This window comes from Gemmatimonas sp. (genome assembly GCF_036405635.1).
Lineage (GTDB): Bacteria > Gemmatimonadota > Gemmatimonadetes > Gemmatimonadales > Gemmatimonadaceae > Gemmatimonas.
On sequence record NZ_DASWXE010000127.1, the window covers coordinates 1 to 20,919 of the forward strand.

Genomic DNA, 20,919 nt, shown 5'->3' on the forward strand with positions numbered 1-20,919 from the left:
CGCGACCCGGCAGTTCGCCCCCAAACCCGCCTCCCCGCGACCCGAGACCGCTTGCAGTCTGCCCCAAATCGAGGACGGCCATCGTCCCCAGTTTGAGACGGTACCGCGTTCTTCGGTGCATCCCCGTGTCAGCGCACGACAGGTTCCCTGCTGGTGCAGGATTTGCATGGCTGAGCAAGTTGCACGGCACCGGCCAGTCGGTGACGGGGCGCATCATCCTGCCGGATTCCCGGCACTCTTCATCCACGGCCAGAGCGGCCGAGGTTTCCATGCGCGCACTGTGGCAGAGCCAGAGCTTCCGGATCCCGGCACGTCGGCGAGCCTGGATTGCGCTGTTCGGCGCAACGACGGCGTTGGGCGCGGCCGGCTGCGGTGGGGATGATCGGGGCGCGATGACGTCCGATCTGGAGCGGGATCTCCAGATGGCCGTCAATGCCCAGCGCCCGCGTACCGGCGTGGTGTCGGCACTCGAAGCCGGTCGCCCCGGTTCGCCGAGCGGCGACCAGCGCGGTCGACGCGAAGCGGTGGCCACCCGACGTCAGGCTCCTCGTCCCACCCCGCAGGCGGTGGAGCAGGAGGTGGCGGTAGCGCCGGTGGTGGAAGAAGCGCCAGCTCCGGCGCTTGTGGTGGCCGAACAGGTGGAGCCCACCCCAGCTCCGGTTCCCGAGCCCGAGACCCATGCATCGGCTCCGTCGGGGATTTCGTACCCGACTGATCGCGGGCCGTCGGCCGGCAGCTCGTCAGATGAAGGGCAGGGTAGCCGCGGTACGGAGGGCATGGGCCGCGGACGTGGCGGTGGCGTGATCATCCGGGGCGGTGGGGCCGGTGAGGACCACTGCGAGGAGCACGATCGCCGCCGTGGTGGGCGTCGCGGCATGCCGCCGGTGGGAATGCCGGGAACGGGCATGGGTGGCGTCATTGGCGGCGTGATCGGAGGTGTCATTGGTGGCGCGATCGGCGGGGGCAACATGCCGCGAGGCCGGTACCCGCGATACTGACCGGCGCGTCGGTGCCTGCGGGGCAGGGCCGTGCGCCTTGCTTCGCGCGGGCGCGGGGGGCTAGGCTGTTCCCACGATGACGCAAGAGCTGACGCACTACGATCACCTGGGCGGTGAGGCTGGAATCCGCTCGCTGGTGGACCGTTTTTACGACCTGATGGACACCGCGCCCGAGGCAGCCAATGTCCGGGCGCTTCACGCCACGAGCCTCAAGGCTTCCCGCGAGAAGCTCTACCTCTTCATGACGGGGTGGACGGGCGGACCGCAGTTGTACGTGGAAAAGTTTGGCCATCCGCGGCTCCGCATGCGGCACTTTCCGTTCGCCATCGGCGAGCGCGAGCGCGACGAATGGCTGTGGTGCATGGATCGCGCGCTGGCGGAACACGAAGCGCCCGGTGCCCCGGCTGAGCTCAAGGATTTCCTGCGACAGCGCCTGCACGCCCTGGCCGATCACATGCGCAACCAGGAGGGCTGAGCGATGCGCATCGTGGGAGGCAAGTTCGCCGGCCGCAACCTCACCTCGCCGAAGGACTTCCGCGTCCGGCCAACCGCCGAAGCGGTGCGGGTGGAGATGATGAAGCTGGTGCGCGCCGATCTCGAAGGCGCGCGAGTCATCGACCTGTTCGCTGGAACCGGCGCCATTGGGCTCGAGGCGCTGTCGCGCGGGGCGAAGTATGTGGACTTCGTGGAATTCCGTCCGTCGAGCCTGCACGCCCTCAAGGCCAACATCGCCGCGCTGCGCGTGACGACCAAGGCCCGTGTCTACAAGAAAGATGCGTTGCCCTTCGCCAATGCACTGATCGCTGGACGATACGATCTGGCGTTCGTGGATCCGCCCTATGAATCCCGAATGCTGGACCGGCTCATCGAACGCTGGCTGGAAGCGCCCTGGTCGCCCATACTGGTGGCCGAACACGCGAGCACACACAAGCTGCCACGGACCGTCCGGTACGTCACGGTGCAGCAGGTGATCGTGGATGACAGCGCGATCTCCGTGTATCGGCATCAGCTTCCGGTGTCCGCTCCCACTCCCGCCTCTGACTCCGCCCCGGTCACATCATGAAGACACGCTTCCGTCGCCTGCTGGCGGCGAGTCTGTTGCTCGCCGCTCCGTCACTTCCTGCGCAGCCGGCCCGCTGGGCGCAGCAAGCGCAGCGTATCACCATCATGCGCGACCAGTGGGGCATCGCCCATGTCTACGGCAAGACCGACGCTGATGCCGTGTTCGGCATGGTGTACGCGCAGGCCGAAGACGATTTCAATCGCGTGGAGACGAACTACATCAACGCGATGGGTCGGCTTGCCGAAGTGGAAGGCGAGAAGGAGCTGTGGCGCGACCTGCGCATGAAGTTGTTCATCGACACGCTGGACATCAAAAAGCAGTACGCGGCGAGCCCGGCGTGGCTCAAGGCGTTGGCGACGGGTTTCGCGGATGGTCTCAACTACTATCTGCACACGCACCCGGACGTGAAGCCGCGTCTCATCACGCGCTTCGAGCCGTGGATGGCGCTCACGTTCAGCGAGGGCAGCATCGGCGGCGACATCGAGTCGGTGAACCTGCGCGGTATCGAGCAGTTCTACGGCGCGCGCGGTGGTGCGGGCAGTGGCGGCGATTTTGATGCGGGCGCCGAAGCCGCACCATCCCCATTCGGTGTGGAGCCCGGCGGATCCAATGGTTTCGCCATCGCCCCGGGAAACACCACGAACGGCCATGCGTTGCTGATGATCAATCCGCACACGTCCTTCTACTTCCGCCCCGAGATTCACATGGCGAGCGAAGAAGGACTGGATGCGTATGGTGCCGTGACGTGGGGCCAGTTCTTCATCTACCAGGGCTTCAACAGCCGGCTGGGCTGGATGCACACGTCAGGCGGTGGTGACGTCATCGATGAGTACCTCGAGACCGTCACGCCGAAGGGCAATGGCTTCACCTATCGTCACGGTGGTGTGGAGAAGCCGGTGCGCGCGCGCACGATCGTGCTGCCATACAAGACCGCATCGGGCATGCAGCGCCGCACGGTCACAGCGTACTTCACGCAGCACGGCCCCATCATCCGCTCGCAGGACGGCAAGTGGGTGGCGGTGGCCATGATGCAGGAGCCGCTCAAGGCACTGCAGCAGAGCTACCTGCGCACGAAGGCCAAGGACTACGCGTCGTTCCGCAAGGTCATGGAGCTGCGCACGAATTCGTCGAACAACACCGTGTACGCCGACGCAGACGGCGTGATCTCGTATTTCCACGGCAACTTCATTCCCAAGCGCAACGCCGGCATCGATTTCTCCAAGCCGGTGGATGGCAGCGACCCGAAGAATGACTGGCAGGGGCTGCACACGCTCGACGAAATGATCACGGTGCACAATCCGAAGAGCGGCTGGATCATGAACACCAACAACTGGCCGTTCACCGCGTCGGGCGGCGACAGCCCGAGGATCGGTGACTGGCCGGTGTACATGTCCGAGCAGCGCGATGACAATCCACGCGGTGTGCACGCGGTGCGCGTGCTGCAGAACCGTAAGGATTTCACGCTCGATGGCCTGATCGGTGCCGCGTACGACAGTTACCTGCCGGCGTTCGAACAGCTCATGCCGCCGCTGATTGCCGCGTACGACGCCCTGCCGGCCGGCGATTCGCTCAAGACGAAGCTGGCCGAGCAGGTTGCTCAGCTGCGCGGTTGGGACTACCGCTTTGCCGCCAACTCGGTGCCGATGGCGCTCGCCAATGCCTACGGTGAAGAGGTGTCGCAGGCTGCTGCGGCCCCCGCGCGGGCGAGTGGCACGCTCATGCTGGACTTCGTGAAGACCAAGGCCCCCGCTGCCCTGGTGCTGGGTGCGCTCTCCCGCGCATCGGATCGCCTGACGCGCGACTTCGGCACGTGGAAGACGCCGTGGGGCGAGATCAATCGCTACCAGCGACTGAGTGGTGAGATCGGTGCTGGCTTCGATGACAACAAGCCCAGCGTCGCCGTGCCGTTTGCCTCGGCCAACTGGGGATCATTGGCCGCGTTTGGTCAGACGGGTGCGCGTACCACCAAGCGCATCTACGGCAATCGTGGCAACAGCTTTGTGGCGACGGTGGACTTTGGGCCCAAGGTGCGGGCGAAGAGTGTGCTGGCCGGCGGTGTGAACAGCAGCCCGTCGTCGCCGTACTTCTTCAACCAGGCCGAGCGCTACGCGGCGGGCAACTTCAAAGACGTCAACTTTTATCGCGCGGACGTCGAGAAGAACGCCACGCGGACGTACCAGCCGGGCAAGTGAACACGTTGCAGGTTGTTCAACCGCCACGACTGGAGAGCACTCCGGTCGTGGCGGTTGATTTTGGGGTGAGCAACACGGACATCGTGTTGCGTGTCGAGGCGATGACGCTGCACGAGAGCATCCCAAGTGAAGGGCAGCCCGACGAAGCGCAGATACGGCGAGCGCTCGCGGCGGTCGAGTTGCGGCCACAGGACTTCGCGTGGATAGCAGTCACAGGCGGCAATCGGGCGCTGGTGCCGCCCGTCATCGACGGTCGCGCGCTGCATCGGGTGGACGAGGTGCAGGCTATCGGTCGCGGCGGATTGACGCTGGCCCAGCGTGACGCGGCCGTGGTGGTGAGTGCGGGATCAGGCACCGCCGTCATCGCGGCCACACGGGATGGCGCGAGGCATGTGACCGGGACCGGTGTGGGCGGCGGCACGCTGCTGGGTCTCTCCCGGATGTTGATCGACACGGTCGATCCCGCGGAGATCGATACGTTGTCGCGTGCCGGCACCGATATGGCCCACAACCTCATGCTGCATGAAGTGCTTGGCGAAGCCATCGGCAGTCTTCCCGCGGATACCACGGCGGTGAATTTCGGCCGCGTGGCGCGCCATGCGGTGAGCGCGCGGCGAGAGGACACCGCCGCAGCTCTGGTCAACATGGTGGGGCAGGTGATCGCCGTGATCGCCATCAATGCGACGCGCGCCGAACAGATGCGCGATGCCGTGATCATTGGCCATCTCGTGGACATGCCCAGCGTGCGGCATGTGTTCGAGCTGGTGGCGCAATTTTACGGAGCGTCGGTGCTCATCCCGGAGCACGGTGGAGCAGCCACGGCGCTGGGTGCGCTGCAGGTGGTGCAGGACCGTCTGCGTTAGGGGACGCTAGCGCGCGCTCAGCGCGCCGCCGGTTTGCACAGATGCGCCATCGCGACCGCGGGCACCGATCCCGGCACGGGCGCGGCGTAGCCGGGGATCTTCACGATCTTTTCGTTGGCCACCTTCGTGAATTTGGCGTCGGCGTAGTAGCGGTTCTCTTTCACCGCCACTGTGCCCTCGGTGCACCGCACGGCCACCAGCGTGCGCGACCCGAACCATTCGCCGCCCGGTACTTTGGCTGGCTTGAGAAACGGGACGCGCAACGTGGCCGTGATTTCCTGCGGCGTGCGCTTCACCGTACGGCTTTCGAGTAACACGGTGTTGCCGCCGGAAATGGTGCCGATCTGCGGCATCGTGGCGGACTGCGCCGTCAAAGTGGTGGACAGCACGAACAGTGACGATGCACCGAAGAGCGCAAATGACGTGATGGTCCGCATGGATGCCCCGTTCGGACGGCGTGTCCACCCGTGCAGCGGAGACAACGCCAGACTCAGGATTTGTCGACGTGCGTGAATGACGGTACGATATGCCGCATGCCATCCGAAATGCTACCAGATCGCGATCTCATCGGTGACGCGCTCCCTGCCGTTGACGGCGCCTCAGCGCCCGAGCGCCCGTCCGACTACGCCTCGGCTCTGCCCCAGCTCGATGCCGCCGATGCGGATTTCGCTGCGCTCCGGGCCTTATTCGCGGCGCATCGGTATGATGAATCCAACATCTGTGCCCGCACCGAGATTCCCGCCATCTACGACTTTGCCTGCCGCACGCACGTGCGAGGGAATACGCCGCCCGAGCACGGTCTTGATGCGCTGATCTGGGTGTTCCTCGATTGCCAGTCCATGCATCCCGATCAGATGGACCGCCTGCTGGGAGCGGACAGCGCCGCCCTCCTGCAACGATTGGGACTTCTCGAGCCGGACGGCGAACAGGTGGTTGGCACCGTGCTGCTGTACCCCACGGCTGGTGTGTACCTCATCTCCGATCGCCCGACCTTTTCCGTCGCGGGGATCACGCTCAAAGAACGCGCCACGGATCTGGTGTATCCGGCCATCACTAGCTCCGTGCGTGTGTTTGTGTCCACCTTGCCAGCGGCGGCCGGCACGCGACATCTCGAACTGTGTTCAGGGACGGGTATTGCCGCGCTGGATGCCGTTCGCCGCGGGGCCACCCATGCATGGGCCATCGATATCACGGCCCGCTCCACACACTTCGCCGCGTTCAACGCGCGCATGAATGGGTTCGACAATGTGACCGCATTGCAGGGAGACCTGTATGCGCCCGTGGCTGGCATGCAGTTCGACGTCATCTCCGCACACCCGCCGTACGTGCCCTCGATGTCGACCGAGTTCATCTATCGCGATGGTGGCGAAGATGGCGAGCAGATCTCCCGGGCCATTATTCGGGGGCTGCCGGAATTCCTGGCACCGGGCGGCATCTTCCATTGCACGTGCACGGTGACCGCGCGAAAGGGAAAGGCCGTTCCGCATCGTCTGCGCGAAGTATTGGGGCAGGCGTCCGACGAGTTCGATCTCGTGCTGCTGGGCAATGGCACGTCCGATTTTTCCCGTCATTTCACCAAAGAACTGCTGAAGGCCAATGCGGCCGGCGTGCCGGGCGTGGTGGCACAGATTCGTCGCTTCCACGAACTCGAAGTGGAGCGGATGGAGTTCTGCACCATCGTTTTGCGGCGCCACGGCCAGCCGCGAAAGGGGGCGACGATCGCAGTCGAGCGCGACGGCACGACACGCTGGGAAGAGGTCGCGTGGTTGCTCGGGCTGCAGGATCTGTTGGGAGAGGGGGAGCGCGCATTGCCCCGACTGTTGGAGGTTCGTCCGCGGCTGTCGTCGGGAGCACGGTTCTCCCTCACCTACACGGCCTCTCCGGGGAGCGAAGAGGTGTGGACCCCCACGGAGGGGCAAGTGGCGGTGTCATATCCGTTTTCGGGTCGGGTGGTGGTGAGCGCCGGCGATGCCGCATTTCTCGCCTCCTGTACCGGCGACCGCACATTCGGCCGGATTCTTCGCGACCTTCAGGACGAAGGGTCCCTCCCGTCCGATCTCCCGCCCACCCAGTTCCTGCGCACCATGGTGCCCTTGATTGCTGAAGGGGTGCTGGAGACGGATATCCTGCCATTCCCCACGCGATCCAGCACACAATGACGTTTGTATTCCGCGCGCTCGTTGCCGCCCGCCTGATCGGCACAGCGGCCGTTGCAGCACTGTCGCTCACCGCGACGACCGCCACGGCCCAGTCCATTGGCCCCGCTGAAGAACAGAAGGCCGTGATGGCGGTCGTGAACCGCCTGTTCGATGGTATGCGGGCTGCCGACTCCACGATGCTGCGCTCGGTGTTCGATTCGCGCGTGCGCATGATCACGTCGGCATCACGCAACGGTACGCCGACGTTGTCGGTGCAGCAGGGAGCCGATGGTTTTGTGAAGTCGGTGGGCACACCGCGCCCAGACAAGCTCGACGAGCGCATCCGCAATGAGCGTGTGCATATCGACGGCGACCTGGCCTCGGTATGGGTGGACTATGGTCTGTTCATCGGCCCCAAGTTCTCACATTGCGGCATCGACCACTTCCTGCTCGTGAAGAGCGAAGGCGCTTGGAAGATTCTCGAGATCGCCGATACGCGTCGGATGACCGGTTGCGAGATGTGGACGAAGTGAACGGCTGACCAAGGGCGCATTGGCCTCGGTCAGTGCGCCACCTTGGCGAGCAGGTCCCGCGCCAGCTGCGGGTAATTGCGATCGAAATGATGATCTCCATCGCGCCGCAGGATATGTACGCGCGTGGCGTCGAGTTCCGGGCAGACTGTGTCGTCCTCCGTGGTGCCATACACACACAACACTGGCGCCATGGAGATGAGCTCGATGAATGGCTTCACAGCGATATCGCTTGGTCGGTTCACCGTGCGCACGAGGTCCATGAGATGGAACTCGAAACTGGCGGTATGCTCCATGCCGAGCAGCGCCACGCCGATGACCTTGGATCGCAGATCGGGCGGCAATTGTTCGGCGAGCAATGCGGCAAACCCCGCGCCACGAGAGTAGCCCACCAGCAGAATGCGGTCCCGGTGCCACGCGGCCATGTAGTGCCGCAGCAACTGGACACTGTCGTGGTTGAGTGAATCGCTGGTCCGTGTGGCCGAGGTGAGCCAGGACCGCGAGTTGAGTCCCACCACGGCCACGCCCTGACGCACGAACTCCTGCGAGACGGCGTCGACAAGCTCTTTCCATCCACCGTCGCCGCTCCAGAACAAGGCCAGGGTGCGGCCGCTTTCTGCGGGCAACTCGGTCAGGGGAAAGCGACGCAGTTGGGCCGACGAGAGCAGCGCCGTGGTTGGTGATGTCGCGGTCTGCGCAGAAACCTTCTGCGGTGTCATTCCCGCCAGGCACAACACCAGGGCGACAGCCGGCAGGAGTGGGGACACGGTGGCCTTGCGTTCGAGATTGCCCCAACCCACCAGTCGGCCTCGTGCCGCGGCGGCGAGGGAGCGCAGGACGACCCAATACATCACCTGACGATACGCGAATCGCTGCAAGGGCACGAGCCATGCCAGCCGCCGATCTTCGTGCGGTTCCATGAAGAGGGCTACGAGGGCCGAGCTCACGTCGGTGCAGAGGAACACCAGGTAGAGCATGGCGATGTGTCGCGCATCGGTGCCGGCATAGGTCGCGCCGTGCTGATGCCACACGATCGCGACACTCACCAGACTCAACACGAAGAGCAGGTCGGCCAACGGCGAGAGGGCGGCAAAGGCAAGCTGAAAGAGCCACGTATTCGGCATGGCGATCAGGCCCAGCGAGCCGAACGATGGACGCAGCAACGTATCCCGATGCTTCCAGGCACACTGCAGGGTGCCAAACGCCCAACGGAAGCGCTGGCGGGCGAGCAGCCGAAGCGAGTCCGGGGCTTCGGTGAATGCTACCGCCGCGTCGGCATAAGCGATGCGCCATCCACGCCGGCGGAGCGCAATGGTGAGGTCCTGATCCTCGGCGAGCGTGTCATGCGTGAACCCACCGGCTTCACGCACGGCCGATGTGCGCCATGCGCCAATTGCGCCGGGCACGACCGTGATGGCGTTGAGATCGGTGAACGCGCGCCGGTCGAGATTCTGGCTGGTGATGTACTCCACGGCCTGCCAGCGGGTGACCAGGTTGAGGCGATTGCCCACCTTGGCGTTGCCCGCCACGGCGGCCACCATCGGATCGCGCAACGGCTGCACCAGCTGCGCGATGGCATCCGGCGCGAAGACGGTGTCGGCATCGAGCGCGACGATCACCTCACCATGTGCACGCGCGATGCCCAGGTTGAGGGCTGAAGCCTTGCCGCCGTTGGGCTTGGTGAGCACCACCACCTGCGCGTTACCGGCAAACGTGTTGCGTGCGATGGTATAGGTGTCGTCCGGAGACCCGTCGTCCACCACGATGATCTCCAGCGTGCCCTCGTATTGCTGCTGCAACAGACTGTGCACGGTGGCCACGATGACAGCCTGCTCGCGATAGGCCGGCACGACCACGCTCACCGAGGGGAAGAAGCTCGGCGCGACAACGGCTCCTGCGGCCCGTCGGCGCTGGCGGACAGCGAGCGCGGTGAGCAGTACCATGCGGGCAATCCCCAGTGCCACGGCGGTGGCCAGCGTGGTCACGATCAGCCATTGCATGGCGCCCACGGCGCTGTATCCACCCAGCGCCAGCCAGCGATGGCGGGCACTTTCCGGTGAGAGTGGTGGCATAAAGGCTTGTGCTGGCGCATCGACCAGTGCCTCGAGCGGCACGATGGTATCGCCGCGAGCGCGCAGCGAATCGATGAGTGGACCGATGGCGGCAACGGTCTGGGAACGGTCACCGCCGCCATCGTGGAGGAGCACGATGTTGCCGCGATCGCGCTGGGTGAGCGTGCGCCGGATGATCGCCGCAGCCCCGGGGCGCTTCCAATCGTCGCTGTCGATGTGCACGCCAGCCGTGAGATAGCCAAGCGATGTCGCAGCCTCTACAGGCGCCAGTTCGTCGATGGTGCTGGGCTCGGCGTCACCGAAGTACGGTGGCCGGAAGATCATCGTGTGGCGACCAACCACAGCCTCCAGCAATCGGGCGGTGGCATCGAGCTCGAGACGTGTGGCGAATGGGGACACCCGCGACAGGTCGGGATGGGTGAAGGTGTGACTGCCAATGGCATGACCTTCAGCCGCCATGCGACGGGTGAGCGCGATGTGTTGCTGCACCTGTTCGCCGATCACGAAGAATGTGGCGGTGGCATGCTTCGCCCGTAGCGTGTCGAGGAGCATCGGCGTCCATGTGCCGTCCGGGCCGTCATCGAAGGTGAGGGCCACACGATGCGGATGTGCAGCACCGGTACGCTCGACCGTCCAGCTACTCGGCAACGACAACCAGCGCTCGCTGGTGAGCATACCGCTGACGGAATCGTGCGCGAGCTGGCGTTCGCCGGCCTCTGGATGTGCCGTGACACGCAGCAACTCGCCACTGCCTTGCATCTCCACGCCGTAGCCTGGTGGTAGCGGCCCCAGCTCAGGCCAGGCGCCGGGATTGGTGTGACGGCCGAACACGCGCCACAGCGCCGGATCCTCGGCGCCCAGTCGCCATACCGCTGTACCAGCCACCCCAAGCGACGCCGCCGATTGCAGAGCGTTCCAGCTCGTGACGGCGTCGAGATACCAAAGCACATGGTCGGTGGAGTCCGCATCGGTCCACTGAATTTCCGGCTGCATGGCGGCGGCGTCCCATTGCGGTGAGACCTGGTGACGCCGCGCAGTCGCGATCGCTTCGGCGTACGTCATCGCCGTCGCCTGGGGCGTGTCATCGGCATCGTTCCACTCATAGCCAAAAGCGCCGAAGGCAAGCATGAGATGATTGGACGGAACGGCCTGCAGCAGGCGCTTCGCACTGTGCTGATACCACGATTGACTCGCCACCGGACCAGGTTCATCGCGGCTGCTGTGCTCATCGTACAGCATGGCGATGACCATATCGCTGGCTGCCGCCCATTGATGCACGACGTCGAGGTCCGCGTCGGCGGCGACCGTGACAGCCACCAGCGCATGGGAGCGCGAAAGTGTCTTCCGGAGCTCCTGCAGGAGCAATGTCATGCCGCGATTGGCCGACGAGGGCACCGCCTCGAAGTCGACGACGACACCGCCGAGGTGGTACTGCTGCACCATGCGATCGATGTCGTGCACGAATGTGGCGCGGGCGCGGGGTGAAGACACCAGCGCGGCGACACGCGCTCCGGAAAACGACGCTCCTCCGCTGTCGACATTGGTGATCATGGTCAACAGGCGCGGACGCTGGTTCTCAGGCTGCTTCGCGATGAGCGCTGGCACACGCGGATCGTCCTGCACGCGGAGTGGATGAGCGCCCGCACGCAGAAAGCCCCACTCGGCAATCAGCCAGTCGAGTTGTTGTACGTGCTGGTTCAGCGACTGCCAGGCATCGTCATCCCAGTTGACGTAGAATCCCGCGTGAAGGGGAGACGCGCGGTGCAGTGGTTCGCGAGTCCGGGCCAGTCCCGGTCGTGGTGGCGATGCTACGGCGGAGCCCGTGGCGAACCCGTTCGCCACACCAGCCCGGTGCTGCCACACCAGTCGCGCGGACCGGGAGAGATGATGGTGCCGCGAAGCAGGCGACAGGCGACCCATGACGGCGGCCCAGGCAGGCAGTACGGGTGGAATCAGCACGCCGAGCGTGAGGTACAGCATTCCTCCCGTCACGAGGAGGGCCAACGCGACGCCGGCTTGTCGCACACGACGCCACCGCCGACCTGAGGGGTCGAGAAAGACCGGATGGAGGTTAGCGGATGACGACATGACACACCTCGCGATGACGCTGGAACGTGGAACGCAGGACTCGCCTGCAAACAACGGCCCTGCGCCTGACGGAGCGGTAACACGCCCCGAGCACCGATGTCATGCTGCCGTCAGGTTCGCGACGTTGTTTCGGAAAGGGGACGGGTCTTGTGCCGGAGATCGGCGCCACTCCGTACATTCCCCGTCAACTGCCTTCGGTGTGATGACCAACCTTTCAGTGAACCCCGCCGACACCACCAGCTCCTCTGACGTTGCCGATGCAACGTCGGAGGAGCCGAGTCTCTGGCGCGCCTGGCTGCCACCGGTGGCGATGTTGCTGCTGTTGAGCGTGGCGTTGTTCGTGGTGCATCACGAGCTCGCCGGGACGGGATACGCCCACCTTCGCGAATCGCTGCGAGCCATTCCCGCTGTATCCCTCCAGCGGGCGGCTGCTCTCACCGTGTTGTCGTACCTGCTGCTGTGTGGCTACGACCTCCTGGCGCTGCGTTACGTGGGCATCGCCTTGGGGTTGGCCCGAGCGGCCATGACATCACTGCTGGCCTATTCCCTCAGCCAGACACTGGGCTTCGCGCTGCTCACGGGTGGTGCGGTACGGGTGCGCTTCTGGAGCACGTGGGGGCTTTCCACGCAGCAGATCGCGCAGGCCGCGGGCTTTGTGAGTGCGACGTTTGTGGTGGGCGTGCTGTCGGTGTGTGGCATTGCTCTCACACTGGAAAGCCGGGCCATGCTCGAGGTGCTGCGCGTGCCGGTGCTGCTCGCACGGGTCCTCGGTGTGTCCCTGCTGGTATTGGTGGGCAGTTACATCGCGTGGGCTGCACTGCGCGCCCGATCGGAGCTCGTGGTGCGTGGATGGCGGATCCCTGTGCCACCACCGACACTGGCCGCGTCGCAGGTGCTTCTGGCGTTCTGCGATTGGGGCGTGGCTGGTCTCGTGCTGTACATGTTGTTGCCCGTGGGACACGACCTGCCACTGCTGGCGTTTCTGGGCGTGTTTGTCCTCGCGCAATTCGTGGCGGTGGTCAGCCATGTGCCTGGTGGGCTCGGGGTGTTCGAGTCGGTGATGCTGGTGGCGCTGCGTGGTGTGGCACCGCCGGCGCAATTGCTGGCCATGCTACTGGCCTATCGCGTGGTGTACTACTTCGTGCCGTTCACGCTGGGGCTCGTGACACTCGCTGCGGTGGAGGTGCGACAGCACCGGGCGCGTGTGCCCGAGCTGCTGGGCACGGTGTCGTCGACTGCCGCGTCGGTGTTTGGTGGAGCAACGCGGTTGGCCGTCATGCTGCAGCCGTTGCTGCCCACGGCGATCGGGCTCAGCACCTTTGTGGGTGGCGCGCTGTTGCTCTTTTCTGGCGCGACACCGGCCGCACATGGCCGCGTGCGGGCGCTCACCGCGGTACTACCGCTCGGCCTCGTGGAGTTCAGTCACTTCACCGCCAGTCTTGCCGGTGTGGGACTGATGGTGCTGGGTGCCGCATTGCGCCGTCGTCTCGATGCGGCGTGGGGCGCGACGGTGGTGGTGCTGGCGCTCGGTATTGCCACGTCGCTGCTCAAGGGGCTCGACTGGGAAGAAGCGTCGGTGCTGGGCGTGGTGCTGCTGGCGGTGGTCGCGTCCCGTCGGGCGTTCTACCGCCCCACGGCACTGACCACGAACCTGCTCACGCCGGGCTGGATGGTCGCCGTGATCGGCGTGGTGGGGGCGAGCATCTGGCTGGGCTTCTTCGCCTATCGCCGAGTCGACTTCTCGAACGACTTGTGGTGGGAGTTCGCTGCGCGTGGCAATGCGCCACGGTTCCTGCGGGCCAGCGCGGGCACGATCGTGGCGGTGCTCACGGTGGGTCTATGGCGTCTGTTCCGGCCGGCGACGCATCGACCGGAACCGCCAACGGAGACTGAGCTCGCACAGGCACATGTTGTCGTTCAACAGGTGCCTGAATGCACCCCAGCCCTGGCACTGCTGGGCGACAAGGCGCTGCTGTTCTCCGACGACGCCGAGGCATTTGTGATGTACGGTGTGTCAGGGCGGAGCTGGATTGCGATGGGCGATCCGGTGGGCGTTGGCGTGCGGCAGTCCGATGTCGCATGGCGGTTTCGCGAAGAGGCCGACTCACATGGTGCATGGCCGGTGTTTTACCAGGTCACGCCACAGCGACTGCCGCTGTACATCGATCTTGGGCTGACGCTGCTCAAGTTGGGCGAAGAGGCGGTGGTGCCACTCGAGGGTTTCTCACTCGATGGTGGCGACCGCAAATGGATGCGTCGCGTCATCAAGGACGCCGACAAGGCACATCTCGAGTTCGTGGTGGTGCCGCCTTCGGACGTGCCACCACTGTTGCCCGAGTTGCGCCGCATCTCCGACGATTGGCTGGGCGGAAAGACCACGCGCGAGAAGGGTTTTTCACTGGGTCGATTCGACGAGCGCTACCTGTCGCACTTTCCGACTGCGCTCATTCGGGAGCGCAGCAGCGATGGGTCACGCATCGTGGCGTTTGCCAACATCTGGGCGGGTGCGCCGGGTGGAGAGGTGTCGCCCGATCTCATGCGTCGCACCGCCGATGCACCGCGTGGCACCATGGACCTGTTGTTCGTGCAGTTGTTGCTGTGGGGACAGGCGCAGGGCTATCGGAGTGCCAATCTGGGCATGACGCCGCTGGCGGGTCTCATGGATCCGGCCTTGGCGCGCCCGGAGTTGGCACCGCTGTGGGCGCGCGCGGGCACGTTCCTGTACGGCCGCGGAGAATCGTTCTACAACTTTCAGGGGCTGCGCGCGTTCAAGGAAAAGTTCTCGCCGGTGTGGGAGCCACGTTATCTGGCGTCACCTGGCGGCATCGCGCTGCCGCGGGTGCTGGCCAATGTGGCCACACTCATCGCCGGCGGCGTGGGCGGCATCGTACACAAGTAGAGCGTGGCGCGTCTGGTCGCCGCGCCGGATCCATCGCCGAATCACGGCGCAAACACCACAGCGAGCCGACCGGTGGGGGAACCGATCGACTCGCCGTGGTCAGCGTCTGCGCTCGCTTTCGCATTCGCTGTTTGTGCTTCGTTGTTCGTACTTCGCTGGCGTACGTCGTTGTTCGTACTTCGCTGGATGAGACGCTCGCGTGGTGCCGTGCCCGCGTGTTACGGCTTCTTGCCGGCGGGCTTGGCCGGCGCGTGCTTGGTGCTGTCATGACTGGGCTTGCCGGCCGGCGCAGCGGCAGTGCCGGGCGCGGCGTGCTTGGTGGAGTCATGAGCAGCCGGCTTGGCCGGTGCAGTCTTGGCGGGCGGCTTGGCGGCAGGCGTCTCGTGCTTGGCAGGCTGCTGCGCGCCGGCGACAGTGGCAAACGCGAGGGCGACGAGGGATGCAGTTGCGCGGACGACCGACATATGCTCTCCTGAAGTCTTCGATGGCGCCTCTGCAGGGGAACCGGTCAACCGGCCGGGCTCCGCAGATGGTGCGACCGCAAGTTGTATCCCCCAACCTGAACGACAGGTAACGACTTTCGTCCCATGCGCATTCTGCTCGCGGAAGACGATACCCGGCTGCACGACCTGCTGGCCCGCGCACTGCGGGAGCGGGCGTTCGCCGTGGATGTGGTGGTGGATGGTGAGGCCGCCATCATCGAGGCGGCGGTCAATGACTACGACGCCATCATTCTCGACGTGACCATGCCCCGTCGTTCGGGGCTCGAGGTGTGCGCCGAGCTGCGCAAGCGGGGGAAGCGCACGCCCATCCTGATGCTGACGGCGCGTGATGCACTCACCGATCGTGTGGCTGGGCTCGATGCCGGCGCCGATGACTATCTCGTGAAGCCGTTCGAACTGGATGAGTTGCTGGCGCGATTGCGGGCCATCATGCGACGTGGTCCGGTGTTGCAGGACGAACGCATCGTGGTGGGCGATCTCGTGGTGGACACCCGGGCACAGCAAGCGATGCGTGCTGGACAGCCACTGAATCTCACAACGCGCGAGTACACGTTGCTGGCCTACCTGGCACGGCAGGCGGGCCGAGTGGTCGGGCGGGCTGAGCTCACCGACCATGTCTGGGACGCCAATCATGATCCGGCATCCAATGCACTCGAGGTGTACATCGGACGGGTGCGCAAGAAGCTCGAGAGCGTGAACGAGGTGCCGCTGCTGCACACGCGGCGGGGCGCGGGCTATCTGCTCTCGGCGGATGTCACCGACTGACATGGCAGCCGTCGTATCGTCTGACAGACAGTCCGGGCGCGGGTGGTCCATTCGGACACGACTCACGCTGTGGTACACCGCGGCGCTGGGCGTGCTGCTGGTGGTGATGGGCAGTGCCACGTATGCGGTGCTCAAACGTGTCACCCGCGCGGACAGCGATGCGTATCTCACCGACACGGCCGATGCCGTCGCGGCGTCTCTGCAGCTGGCATTGGCCGGTGTGCCGGAGGCGTTCACTGCGGACTCGCTGGCGCCGCGCTGGGCGGCCGATCGCACGCTCGAGAATCACCGCTTCCGCGACATCGGTGTGGCCATCTTTCAGGCGCGATCGGTGGACGCGAACGGACCGGTGCTGCACCTGCTGGCCGTCGACACCACGTCGAGCGCGACGCGCTACTTCGGAGGCGCCGCAGGATGGCAGCTCGCCAGCACCTCAGCAGTGCGCGCACTGGCGCTCATGGACACCGACGTGGTGACGCTCGATCCGCATCGTGAGCGGGTGGTGTCCATGCCGGTGTCCACAAGGCGCGGGTTGTTTGTTGTGGCGGTGAGCCAGTCGTTGGCGGCGCGTGACGCATTCTTCACCCGCGTGCGACAGACGATGCTGGTGGGCTTGCCCATCGCACTGCTGCTGGCCATGGCCGGTGGACTCGGGCTGGCGGCGGCCAGCCTCAGGCCGGTGGACGCCATGCGTGCACAGGCCGAGCAGATCACGGCGAGCAACCTGCACGAGCGGCTGCCCGTGCCGCCAACGGAAGACGAGCTCTCACGCCTGTCCCGCACGTTCAACGATCTACTGAATCGTGTGGAGGATGCGTTCGAGCAGCGTCGCCGCTTCACGGCCGATGCGTCTCACGAACTGCGCACGCCCGTGGCAATCGTGATTGGGGAGAGTGAACTGGCGTTGAGCACCGATCGTTCGCCCGATCAGTACCGGTCGGCGCTGCGCATCATTCATGGCGAAGCGCGTCGACTGTCGTCCATCGTGGGGGACCTGTTCCTCTTGGCGCGACGTGATGCGGCCGAACAGGCGATCGATCCGGTGCCGCTCTTCCTCGAAGAACTCGTGGGCGATTGTGTGGACGCCATCGGCAGCATTGCGCGGGCCAAGGGCATCACGCTGGAGTTTTCGCCCATGAGTGAGGTGCCCTGTACCGGCGACGACAAGATGTTGCGGCGCGTGGTCATGAACCTGCTCGACAATGCCATCAAGTACACGCCGACTGGCGGACGCATTCGTGCCGAAGCGGAGCCGCGTCCCGGAGGTGGTGCGGTGATTCGGGTGTCCGACACTGGTGTCGGCATTGCCGAGGAGCACCAGCCGCGCATCTTCGACCGGTTCTATCGTGTGCAGCACACGACCGATCGATCGGGGCTGCCGGATGCGTCCGGTGCAGGGCTCGGGCTGCCGATCGCCGCGTGGATTGCGCAGGCGCACGGCGGTTCGCTGCGGCTCGTGCGCAGCGATGCGAATGGCAGCGTGTTCGAGTTGGTGCTTCCGGGGAGATTGGCCTAGTCGGCTGGGACAGCGGGGGGAACACAGATCACGCAGAAACAGAGCAGATAGCACCGATACAACAAAAGAGAACTGAAACAGCCAGGTTGAGTTGGTTTTGCATTTGGTAGGCCGTATCTGTGCTCTATCTGCTTTGTTTCTGTCTCATCTGCGTTCCCCCCGCTGTTCAAAAAGTCGGCCCACCGAACCAAAGTCCGGTGGGCCGATTCCTTGTCAGCAGTTCGCGCGATCAGCGACCGCAGGTGGGCATGGTCGGATCAGGTCCCGCGATGGCCGGCTTGTTGGGGCGGTTTGCGATCGCGGTCATGACTTCGTGCACGAAGCGGCCGAGGCGCGCTGAATGGTCGTAGTCGATGTACTGCGGCTCGTCGGTGTGCTGGTGATAGTCGATGGCGTAGCCGAGTGACATGTACACGGTGGGGATGTCCTTGCGGACGTAGTTCACCTGGTCACTGCGGCAGAAGCGATTGAGCGGATTGGCGGGCACGTCCCAGCTCTTGTCGATCGCCATCGGTTCCTTGCTGTTGGAATTCACCGAGTCGATCATGTCGCCGAATTCACGCGACAGGCGGCGCGCACCGAGCATCTGCACGGAGTTGGGACCACCGTACTTCACCTGCCAGTTCTTGCCCTTGCCCACCATGTCCATGTTGTGGGCCGCGACGATCTTGTCGAGCGGGATCGTCGGGTTGTCGGTGAACCAGCGCGAGCCAAGCAGGCCACCTTCTTCGCCCTGGTGCGACACGAAGATGATCGAACGCTTCGGCTTCTCCTTCGCGAACTTCTCGGCGATCTCGAGCAGCACCACCGTGCCCGAGCCGTCATCGTCGGCGCCGTTCATGATGGAGTCGCGGCGCGGCGCGCGAATGCTGCGCGCGTGGGCGATCAGCGAGTCGATCTTCTTCTGCTGCTCGGGCGACGGCGTGCACACCGGGTCGTTCGCACCCTGGCGGCGCACGACCATGTTGTAGGCACGCACCGAGTCGTGGTCGACCACCACCGGGTTCACCCCCACGTGATCGTTGTGCGCGCCCACCAGCACGTATTCGGCGCCGATGGTCGGATCGGAGCCCGGGAGCACCGCCACGACGTTGCGCGCCGGGTGCGGCGACACACGCCAGCGATGCTGCCACGAGGCGCTCACCGGCTGGCCGGCGGTGCCCACGGTGACCTGATCGATGGACTTGCCGAAGAGCTGCTCAGCGACGGCACGCGAGATGGATGCACCCGCCGGCGCGGACGCGTTGAGCGGCGAGGCCGGACGCATACCCATCGGCTGCGCGAAAGACGCATTGATGGCCGTCTGCTGCATTTCGTCGAGGCCGATGATCAGCACAGCGGCAGCGCCGACGGCCTGTGCGCGCGAGTCACGCACTGCGGTGGCAGCGACCGGCCGGCGAGCCGGCGGGGCGCTGGGATTGGCACGCTGACGCGCCTCCTCGGCGATGGCAGCATTGGCACCGAACTTGTCTGGCACATCCACGCAGCTCACGAAACTGGCCGGTGCGCCGCTGCTGGCCGCCACGGCGCGCATGGCCGGCGACGCGGTGAACACGAGCACCTTGCCACGCATCGCGGCCGCGTCGAGCATCACGGTGGTGTCGCCCCACTGACCGGCAAATACGGCGGGCACGTTCTGGATGGACACCGACGAACCCACGCCGTTGGCGGCGGTGGGTACGGTGGGCACCCACTGCGTACGGCGTGAAAGCGCCTTGCCACCTACTGAGAGGGTCGCGCTGGCGCTGTCGATGCCGATGGGGCCAAAGGGGAGCGTCTGGAAGAACGTGCCGCTGTCGCCCATTGGCTTGAGACCCATGCGCTTGAACTCGCGCGCGATGTATTCCGTGCCCACCCAGTTGCCGCGCTCACCGATGCGGCGGCCCGACATGGAATCGTCGGCGAACTGGTAGAGGCGGGTGCGCAGGTCATTGGCCGTGATGGCCGACTCGGTGGGGCGGGGCGCCCACTTGGCCGGGCCTTCGTCCGACCAGACGGTGCGGCCGGACTTGGCAGGTGCGCCCTTCGAGGGCACGGCAGTGGCGGGCGACGGGCGGTTCTGCGCGGGCAGGACCGTGGCCGCACCGGTGGTGGCGGTCATCAGCACCGCCGCCAGGAGGACTCGGGACACAGGGATCACCGGTAGGGAAGTCATGTGACGGCGGACGTCCGTCGCCCGCCACCCTGCAAAATACGCGACGCCGGCAGGCCCTGCTGGGTCCTGTGATGTCGCCCCCAGGCATAGTTTGCGGCATGCTGCACCTCTGGTCGTCCGCCAGCTACGCCATCACGCTCCCCGACGGGCACCGGTTTCCGATGTCCAAGTACCAGCTGCTGCGCGAGGCGGTACTGGCCGAGGGGTTGGTACCACCGGAGCGGATGCATGACCCCGAGCGGGCGTCGGAGGAGGATTTGCTGCGGGTGCACACGGCCCAGTACGTGGAGCAGATCCGCGAGGGCACACTGCCGCCGGCTGAACAGCGGCGCATTGGCTTGCCGTGGAGCCCGTCGTTCGTGGAGCGCGCCTACCGGGTGGTGCAGGGCACCATCGAGGCGAGTGCCTGCGCCCTGCGGGAAGGACTGGCCATGAACCTGGCGGGTGGCACGCACCACGCCTTTCCCGACCGCGGTGAGGGGTTCTGCACGTTCAACGACGTGGCCGTGGCCGTGCGGCGTCTCCAGGCTGCGGGAGAGGTGGAGCGGGTGGCCATTGTCGACCTGGATGTGCATCAGGGGAATGGCACGCACGGCTGCTTCGCGGGCGATGAGCGGGTGTTCTGCTTCAGCATGCACGGCGCCAAGAACTTCCCGTTTCACAAGGTGCCCGGCACGCTGGACGTGGAGCTCGAGGACGGCACGGGCGACGAGACGTATCTGGCGCTGCTGCAGGAGCACCTGCCCGACGTGTTGCGGCGTGCACGTCCCGATCTGGTGGTGTACCTGTCGGGCGCCGACCCGCACGAGGGAGACCGTTTGGGGCGCCTGTCGCTGACCTTCGAAGGGCTCAAGGCGCGCGATCGGTATGTGATCGCCAGCTGCCGCGAAGTGGGGCTGCCGGTGTGCGTGACCATGTCGGGTGGCTACGGCCGGAACATCGAGGACACGGTGGCGGTGCATGTCAACACGGTCCGCGTGCTGTCCGCCTATGCCGACGAGCTGTCTGCCCGATAGGGCTCGTTGTTGACGTGAAATCGCCCTGTTCGGCGCGTACCTTTCCGGGGACCGACTTCCCCGCTTACCGGAGCATTGCATGAACCGCCCCACTTCGCGACGTGTCGCTGCGGCTGTCGCT

At 65.5% G+C, this 20,919-nt stretch carries 15 protein-coding genes; 11 read left to right on the forward strand and 4 right to left on the reverse strand.

Annotated features, from left to right (window positions below; all coding sequences use genetic code 11):
• Nucleotides 1-125 precede the first annotated feature (125 nt).
• The 5 genes from VGE27_RS10860 to VGE27_RS10880 all read left to right on the forward strand — a co-directional run bounded on the left by VGE27_RS10860 (nucleotide 126) and on the right by VGE27_RS10880 (nucleotide 5,116).
• Complete coding sequence (locus VGE27_RS10860) at nucleotides 126-998, forward strand: hypothetical protein (protein ID WP_331049672.1); 873 nt, start codon at nucleotides 126-128, stop codon at nucleotides 996-998.
• A 76-nt stretch (nucleotides 999-1,074) separates the two neighbouring features.
• Nucleotides 1,075-1,473 (forward strand): group II truncated hemoglobin, encoded by a 399-nt coding sequence (locus VGE27_RS10865; RefSeq protein WP_331049673.1) that lies wholly within the window; start codon nucleotides 1,075-1,077, stop codon nucleotides 1,471-1,473.
• Nucleotides 1,474-1,476: 3 nt separating this feature from the next.
• A complete protein-coding gene (locus tag VGE27_RS10870; protein WP_331049674.1) occupies nucleotides 1,477-2,061 on the forward strand; it encodes an RsmD family RNA methyltransferase in 585 nt (194 codons plus the stop codon).
• On the forward strand, nucleotides 2,058-4,253 hold the full coding sequence (locus VGE27_RS10875) for a penicillin acylase family protein (protein WP_331049675.1): 2,196 nt from the start codon (nucleotides 2,058-2,060) through the stop codon (nucleotides 4,251-4,253). Before VGE27_RS10870 ends, VGE27_RS10875 begins: the two co-directional genes overlap by 4 nt.
• 65 nt (nucleotides 4,254-4,318) lie before the next feature.
• A complete protein-coding gene (locus VGE27_RS10880) occupies nucleotides 4,319-5,116 on the forward strand; it encodes a hypothetical protein (RefSeq protein ID WP_331049676.1) in 798 nt (265 codons plus the stop codon).
• A 17-nt stretch (nucleotides 5,117-5,133) separates the two neighbouring features.
• On the opposite strand, the gene VGE27_RS10885 is transcribed toward VGE27_RS10880, so the two are convergent.
• Nucleotides 5,134-5,553, reverse strand: a complete 420-nt coding sequence (locus VGE27_RS10885; RefSeq protein ID WP_331049677.1) for a hypothetical protein — start codon at nucleotides 5,551-5,553, stop codon at nucleotides 5,134-5,136.
• Between the two features lie 96 nt (nucleotides 5,554-5,649).
• On the opposite strand from VGE27_RS10885, the gene VGE27_RS10890 reads away from it, so the two are divergent.
• Together VGE27_RS10890 and VGE27_RS10895 are read left to right on the forward strand one after the other, a co-directional pair.
• Nucleotides 5,650-7,275, forward strand: coding sequence for a methyltransferase (locus VGE27_RS10890; protein ID WP_331049678.1), 1,626 nt, complete (start codon nucleotides 5,650-5,652; stop codon nucleotides 7,273-7,275).
• A complete protein-coding gene (locus VGE27_RS10895) occupies nucleotides 7,272-7,787 on the forward strand; it encodes a nuclear transport factor 2 family protein (RefSeq protein WP_331049679.1) in 516 nt (171 codons plus the stop codon). The genes VGE27_RS10890 and VGE27_RS10895 overlap by 4 nt, the downstream gene beginning before the upstream one ends.
• Before the next feature lie 29 nt (nucleotides 7,788-7,816).
• On the opposite strand, the gene VGE27_RS10900 is transcribed toward VGE27_RS10895, so the two are convergent.
• Nucleotides 7,817-11,944 carry an AcvB/VirJ family lysyl-phosphatidylglycerol hydrolase gene (locus tag VGE27_RS10900; RefSeq protein WP_331049680.1) on the reverse strand — a complete coding sequence of 1,376 codons (4,128 nt, stop codon included), beginning with the start codon at nucleotides 11,942-11,944 and terminating at the stop codon, nucleotides 7,817-7,819.
• 202 nt (nucleotides 11,945-12,146) lie between these two features.
• On the opposite strand from VGE27_RS10900, the gene mprF reads away from it, so the two are divergent.
• Nucleotides 12,147-14,843 carry a bifunctional lysylphosphatidylglycerol flippase/synthetase MprF gene (mprF, locus tag VGE27_RS10905; RefSeq protein ID WP_331049681.1) on the forward strand — a complete coding sequence of 899 codons (2,697 nt, stop codon included), beginning with the start codon at nucleotides 12,147-12,149 and terminating at the stop codon, nucleotides 14,841-14,843.
• 218 nt (nucleotides 14,844-15,061) lie between these two features.
• On the opposite strand, the gene VGE27_RS10910 is transcribed toward mprF, so the two are convergent.
• Nucleotides 15,062-15,307, reverse strand: a complete 246-nt coding sequence (locus VGE27_RS10910; RefSeq protein ID WP_331049682.1) for a hypothetical protein — start codon at nucleotides 15,305-15,307, stop codon at nucleotides 15,062-15,064.
• Between the two features lie 123 nt (nucleotides 15,308-15,430).
• Here VGE27_RS10910 and VGE27_RS10915 point away from each other — a divergent pair, with 123 nt between their 5' ends.
• Together VGE27_RS10915 and VGE27_RS10920 are read left to right on the forward strand one after the other, a co-directional pair.
• The gene (locus VGE27_RS10915; RefSeq protein WP_331049683.1) at nucleotides 15,431-16,111 is read left to right on the forward strand and encodes a response regulator transcription factor; all 681 of its coding nucleotides are present in this window, start codon (nucleotides 15,431-15,433) and stop codon (nucleotides 16,109-16,111) included.
• Between the two features lies 1 nt (nucleotide 16,112).
• Nucleotides 16,113-17,627 carry a sensor histidine kinase gene (locus tag VGE27_RS10920; RefSeq protein WP_331049684.1) on the forward strand — a complete coding sequence of 505 codons (1,515 nt, stop codon included), beginning with the start codon at nucleotides 16,113-16,115 and terminating at the stop codon, nucleotides 17,625-17,627.
• A 229-nt stretch (nucleotides 17,628-17,856) separates the two neighbouring features.
• Here VGE27_RS10920 and VGE27_RS10925 read toward each other — a convergent pair whose 3' ends face one another.
• Complete coding sequence (locus VGE27_RS10925; protein ID WP_331049685.1) at nucleotides 17,857-19,758, reverse strand: M20/M25/M40 family metallo-hydrolase; 1,902 nt, start codon at nucleotides 19,756-19,758, stop codon at nucleotides 17,857-17,859.
• 122 nt (nucleotides 19,759-19,880) lie between these two features.
• Here VGE27_RS10925 and VGE27_RS10930 point away from each other — a divergent pair, with 122 nt between their 5' ends.
• On the forward strand, nucleotides 19,881-20,798 hold the full coding sequence (locus VGE27_RS10930) for a histone deacetylase (protein ID WP_331049686.1): 918 nt from the start codon (nucleotides 19,881-19,883) through the stop codon (nucleotides 20,796-20,798).
• The last annotated feature ends 121 nt before the right edge of the window (nucleotides 20,799-20,919 follow it).